6 protein-coding genes are annotated in these 5,138 nt (G+C 62.0%); 4 read left to right on the forward strand and 2 right to left on the reverse strand.

Annotation, left to right across the window (positions count from 1 at the left end; genetic code table 11):
• The coding region (locus tag E5W87_RS29135; protein ID WP_292405433.1) for a glutamate-cysteine ligase family protein at positions 1-587 on the forward strand (587 nt) is incomplete at its 5' end.
• A gap of 23 nt (positions 588-610) precedes the next feature.
• Here E5W87_RS29135 and E5W87_RS29140 read toward each other — a convergent pair.
• Complete coding sequence (locus E5W87_RS29140) at positions 611-1,354, reverse strand: class I SAM-dependent methyltransferase (RefSeq protein ID WP_292405437.1); 744 nt, start codon at positions 1,352-1,354, stop codon at positions 611-613.
• Between the two features lie 309 nt (positions 1,355-1,663).
• On the opposite strand from E5W87_RS29140, the gene E5W87_RS29145 reads away from it, so the two are divergent.
• Positions 1,664-2,659, forward strand: a complete 996-nt coding sequence (locus tag E5W87_RS29145; RefSeq protein WP_292405440.1) for a DUF937 domain-containing protein — start codon at positions 1,664-1,666, stop codon at positions 2,657-2,659.
• A gap of 126 nt (positions 2,660-2,785) precedes the next feature.
• On the opposite strand, the gene E5W87_RS29150 is transcribed toward E5W87_RS29145, so the two are convergent.
• Positions 2,786-3,076 carry a DUF1127 domain-containing protein gene (locus E5W87_RS29150; RefSeq protein WP_292405443.1) on the reverse strand — a complete coding sequence of 97 codons (291 nt, stop codon included), beginning with the start codon at positions 3,074-3,076 and terminating at the stop codon, positions 2,786-2,788.
• Between the two features lie 231 nt (positions 3,077-3,307).
• On the opposite strand from E5W87_RS29150, the gene E5W87_RS29155 reads away from it, so the two are divergent.
• Positions 3,308-4,264 carry a LysR substrate-binding domain-containing protein gene (locus tag E5W87_RS29155; RefSeq protein WP_292405448.1) on the forward strand — a complete coding sequence of 319 codons (957 nt, stop codon included), beginning with the start codon at positions 3,308-3,310 and terminating at the stop codon, positions 4,262-4,264.
• A 68-nt stretch (positions 4,265-4,332) separates the two neighbouring features.
• The coding region (gene xseA, locus E5W87_RS29160) for an exodeoxyribonuclease VII large subunit (RefSeq protein ID WP_292405450.1) at positions 4,333-5,138 on the forward strand (806 nt) is incomplete at its 3' end.

Here is a 5,138-nt window from a genome sequence, read left to right on the forward strand (position 1 = left end):
TGCCGATGTACTTCGTCATCCGCGACGGCCAGTACCACGACATGACGCACGTCACCTTCCGCCAGTTCATGGCAGGTGCGGCCCGCAACGAGATACCCGACGGGCTGCCGACGATGGGCGATTGGGCGAACCATCTGTCGACGCTGTTTCCCGACGTGCGCTTGAAGCGTTTCCTTGAAATGCGCGGCGCCGATGGCGGACCGTGGCGGCGCATCTGCGCGCTGCCGGCCTTCTGGGTCGGGCTGCTCTATGATGCGGCGGCGCTCGACGCGGCCGAGGCGCTGACCTCGAGCTGGAGCTATGAGGAAGTGCTGGCGATGCGCAACGCCGTGCCGGAACAGGGCATTTCGGCGCCGTTCCGCAACACGACACTGCGAGAGATCGCCCGCGACGTGCTCGTCATCTCGCGCATGGGGCTGAAGAACCGCGGCCGCAAGAACCGCGACGGCTACGACGAAACTTCGTTCCTCAGCACGCTGGACGAAGTCGTCGCACGCGGCACCACCAGCGCCGAAGAGCTGCTCTCCGCCTATCATACGCGCTGGGGTGGCTCGATCGAGCCGGTGTTCATGGAGTATGCGTATTGAGGGTTTGTGTAGGAGAAGGCGACTTAACGTTTCCCGAATTTCTTTAAAGCTGCACGAAGACGCCCTGCCAAGGTCAATTCGACGGCCCCGCCAGCCATGATTTCCCGCGGCTGGGATCCGAACAAATCCGAACCGGCCAGGCGGGCTTGCGATGGCGTCTTGCGAATGATGATCTGATAACCTCGCCGCAGCTCCTCGAACTGGCCTTCTATCGACCCAAGGAACGCATCGATGCCAGCCTGCGGCCGATCCGCGGCAGGTCGATCCGGCATCCAGACATAGTCATCCAGAATCATGATGCCGCCCGTTTCCAGAATCTGCCAGGCCAGCGACGCATCGGCAAAGCTGCTGGCGGCGTGGTGGTCGCCGTCGACATAGACCAGCCCGAATGTCCGGCCTTCACGACGAAGCTTCGGCAGGATTTCGATCGATAGTCCCTTGTGCTTCTCCAGCCTGCTTCCGAAAGGAGCGAGATTCTTGTCGAACCTTGATTCGACGGAACTCATATCCGCTTCATACTCAGAACCGCTCGTCACGTGTTCCTTGCTCCCGGCGAATGTGTCGACACAGCAAATCTTCGACCGTTTGAAAAACGAAAGGAAAAACACAGCCGACAGACCCTCGAACGAGCCTATCTCAAGTATTTCAAGATTTCTGTTCTTGATATCCTTGAACAAGCGCTGCCATTTCGGGATATGCGTAGATGTCCAGTCATGCGAGAAGGACTTTTCGGCAAAGTAATCATGATGCATGGTCGGCTCGATCAAATACCGGATTGCCCGCCTTTTCGTTCTCGCATCGTTTCGGAATCTGGAGCAAGACGCAATTATCACTTCAAGGTCATGTTACCCAACTAATGACATGGGGCTGTGATTTCGGACTGTTCCTGACGCAGAGGGCGCCGCCGGAGCTCAAGTCCACTACATCCGAGGCATCCGTGCATACAGATGTCAGAACTTCATTCAGGATGTTTGAAGTTCGACAAAGAGATGCAGCACGCACGCTCGCTGTACCCCTTCAATAAACGCGGGAAAGGGGCTAGGTTTCTGCAGGCGCGGATTTTCGAGGAGAAGCCAATGCCTTCCTTGTTCGACATTCTGACGCAGGCGCAGAACGGCAACGGCATGCAGGCCCTGGCCCAACAGTTCGGGCTTTCCCAGCAGCAAACGCAATCGGCGGTCGAGGCGCTGCTGCCGGCCTTTTCACAGGGGCTGAAGCGCAACACCTCCGACCCTTACGGGCTCGGCTCGTTCATGACGGCAATGGCCAGCGGCCAGCACGCCAAATATTTCGAGGACGCAAGCCGGGCTTTCTCACCGCAGGGCGTCGATGAAGGCAACGGCATTCTTGGCCATCTGTTCGGATCCAAGGACCTGTCCCGCGCCGTTGCCAGCCAGGCTGCGCAGGCGAGCGGCGTCAGCCAGCAGGTTTTGCAGCAGATGCTGCCGGCCGTGGCTTCGATGGTGATGGGCGGCCTGTTCAAGCAGACCACAAATCAGATGCAGGCGGCAGGCGGATTCGGCGGCGGCAGCAATCCGCTCGGCGAGATCATCGAGCAGATGATGCGGCAGGCCGGTGGAGGCGCACAGGCGCCGGCACCACAGCAGCGCCAGGCGCCGCAGCCTGCAAGCCCTGCCGACAATCCACTTGGCAAAGTGCTGCAGGACATATTCGGTGGCGGTGGCCAGCGGCCGCAAGGCCAGCCACAGCAGAGACAGAACCCCATGGGCGACAATCCGCTTGGCAAGGTGCTGCAGGATATGTTCGGCGGCGGCGCGCAACAGCCGCAGCAAACCCAGCCGCAGCAGGCACCAAATCCCTATGGCGGCGACAATCCGCTCGGCAAGGTGCTGCAGGATATGTTCGGCGGCGGTGCGCAGCAAACTCAGCCACAGCCGCCCCAGCAGCGTCAGGCGCCGCAGCCGCAGGCCAATCCGAGCGGCAGGCCACAGAATCCGTTCGACGATTTGTTCGGCAAGATGTTCGAGACGGGCGCGCAGCAGCGCGACGATTACCAGAAGGGCATGGAATCGATCTTCGATCAGTTCAAGCGAGGCATGGATCGGCGGTAGGCCAACATCAGGTCGGCGCCGCCCAAAAGAAAAATGCCCAGCCCTCGAGAGGGCCGGGCAGTGTGCAGGCGGGCCGGCGGGGAACCGGCAGGGAGTGGGCGCCTGCGAAATCCTACAGCGCGCCCCTTAGGCGACCTTGCGGGCAAGATCCTCGATCGTGTCCGTGCGATCGGTCGCGATGACGCGTAGCCTTTCGGTCGGATCGCGGCCAAACGGCACGTCGATAGCGACGTGCAGGTCGGCGCGCGTCAGGCCGATATCGGCGAGTTCGGAGTCCGACATCTCGCCGAGGCGATAAAAGGCGCGGCGGTTTTTCCAGGCGCGGTAGACGTTGGAGATGGCATTGGCCACGCGCGTCGCAACGGCTGGACGCGACGTGATGCGCGGGGACCCGGTGGCGAAGTCGAATGTAGCCATATCAGCCTCCTTCATTTTCGAACGGACGAAACGGGGCGATCGGCGCTGGCAACAGCGGCCGTTCCAGTCCCGATCCACGTAGAAGATGCACGTCGTCGTCCCAAAACCGGTGACCACTTAGGCGACATGCACTGCCTTGATGTGGACAATGGTGAATTTGCCATCACTCGATTGATTAATCCAACGAATGTTTCTAATCTTTAGCATCAACATCAGTGATGGATTGGACCGATGAAAACGCCCCTCGATCTCGATCAGTTGCAGACCTTCGTCTCGATTGTCGACACCGGCAGCTTTACCCGCGCGGCAGAAGAGGTGCATCGGACCCAGTCGGCGGTGTCCATGCAGATGCGCCGACTGGAGGAACGGATCGGCAAGCCGCTGTTCGAAAAGGACGGGCGCACCAACAGGCTGACCGAGGATGGCGACAGGCTGCTCTCCTACGCAAGACGGCTGCTGTTCCTCAATCGCGAAACGCTGGCCGCCTTCGACGACCGGCGGCTCGAGGGCACGATCCGCATCGGCACGCCGGACGACTATGCCGATCGCTTTCTGCCCGAGATCATGGCCCGCTTCGCCCGTTCCAATCCACGTGTCGAGTTGACGGTCATCTGCGAGCCAACGCCGGGGCTGGTCGACCATATCAAGCGCGGCAATCTCGATCTGGCGCTGGTGACGCATAATGACGCGCACGGCCAATCGGAAGTGGTGCGGCGCGAACCGCTGCTGTGGGTCACTTCGGCCAACCACGCGACACATGAGCAGGACACATTGCCGATGGCTTTCGGCCGGCCGAACTGCATCTGGCGGCGGGCTGCCGTCGACGTGCTCGATCGGCAGAACCGAGACTACCGCATCCTGTTCACCAGCTTCTCGGCAACCGTCATAACGGCTGCGGTGCTTTCCGGCCTGGCGATCTCGGTGCTGCCGGAATGCGCACTGCGGCCGGGCATGCGGGTTCTGGGCGACGCCGACGGGTTCGGCGCCCTGCCCGACTGCCGCATAGGCATCATGCGCGGCCAGACGTCGCGGCCGGAGATCGTCGATGCGCTGGCCCGTCACATTTCGGAAAGCCTCGATAATATTTCCGTGCCGCTCGGCGAAGAGACGGGAACCTTCGACTTCGCCGCACTCGCCTTTTCGAAGATGAAGCGGACCAAGCCGAACCAGATCCTGCCGGGCTGGTGAAGGAGCCGGGGGTCGGCGCTGAGCACCTACGGCTTGACGCGGACGCACAACCGCCCCCCAATCGGCCCATGAGCGACGCAGCATCCGAATCACGCACCAACGCCACCGAATACACGGTGAGCGAGATTTCCGGCGCGCTGAAGCGCACGGTTGAGGACGTCTTCGGCAATGTGCGGGTGCGCGGCGAAATATCCGGCTATCGCGGGCCGCATTCTTCGGGCCATGCTTATTTCTGCCTGAAGGACGACCGCGCGCGGCTCGACGCCGTCGTGTGGAAGGGCACGATGGGCCGGCTGAAATTCCGCCCCGAAGAGGGCATGGAGGTGATCGCCACCGGCAAGCTCACCACCTATCCCGGAAAATCCAACTACCAGATCGTCATCGACAATCTGGAGCCGGCCGGCGCCGGGGCGCTGATGGCGCTGCTGGAAGAGCGCAAGCGCCGGCTGCAGGCCGAAGGCCTGTTCGATGCCGGCCGCAAGCGCTTGCTGCCGTTCATGCCGCGCGTCATCGGCGTCGTCACCTCGCCGACAGGCTCCGTCATTCGCGACATCATCCACCGGATCAAGGACCGGTTTCCGCTGCATGTGCTTGTGTGGCCGGTTCGGGTGCAGGGCGAGACAGCGGGCGCGGAAGTGACCGCCGCCGTCAACGGTTTCAACGCGCTGGCGCAGGATGGCATTATCCCGCAGCCCGACCTGTTGATCGTGGCACGCGGCGGCGGCAGCCTCGAGGATCTTTGGGGATTCAATGACGAGGCGCTGGCTCGTGCCGTCGCCGTCTCGCGCATTCCGGTGATCTCCGCTGTCGGCCATGAAACCGACTGGACGCTGATCGACCTGGCAGCGGATGTGCGGGCGCCGACACCGACGGG

Source organism: Mesorhizobium sp., from assembly GCF_004962925.1.
In the GTDB taxonomy this organism is placed as follows: domain Bacteria; phylum Pseudomonadota; class Alphaproteobacteria; order Rhizobiales; family Rhizobiaceae; genus Mesorhizobium.

What these genes read in the sequence shown, in the direction of transcription:
- E5W87_RS29145 (WP_292405440.1), top strand. Translation starts at nt 1,664, where the DNA reads ATGCCTTCCTTGTTCGACATTCTGACGCAGGCGCAGAACGGCAACGGC.
- E5W87_RS29155 (WP_292405448.1), top strand. Translation starts at nt 3,308, where the DNA reads ATGAAAACGCCCCTCGATCTCGATCAGTTGCAGACCTTCGTCTCGATT.
- E5W87_RS29150 (WP_292405443.1), bottom strand. Translation starts at nt 3,076, where the DNA reads ATGGCTACATTCGACTTCGCCACCGGGTCCCCGCGCATCACGTCGCGT.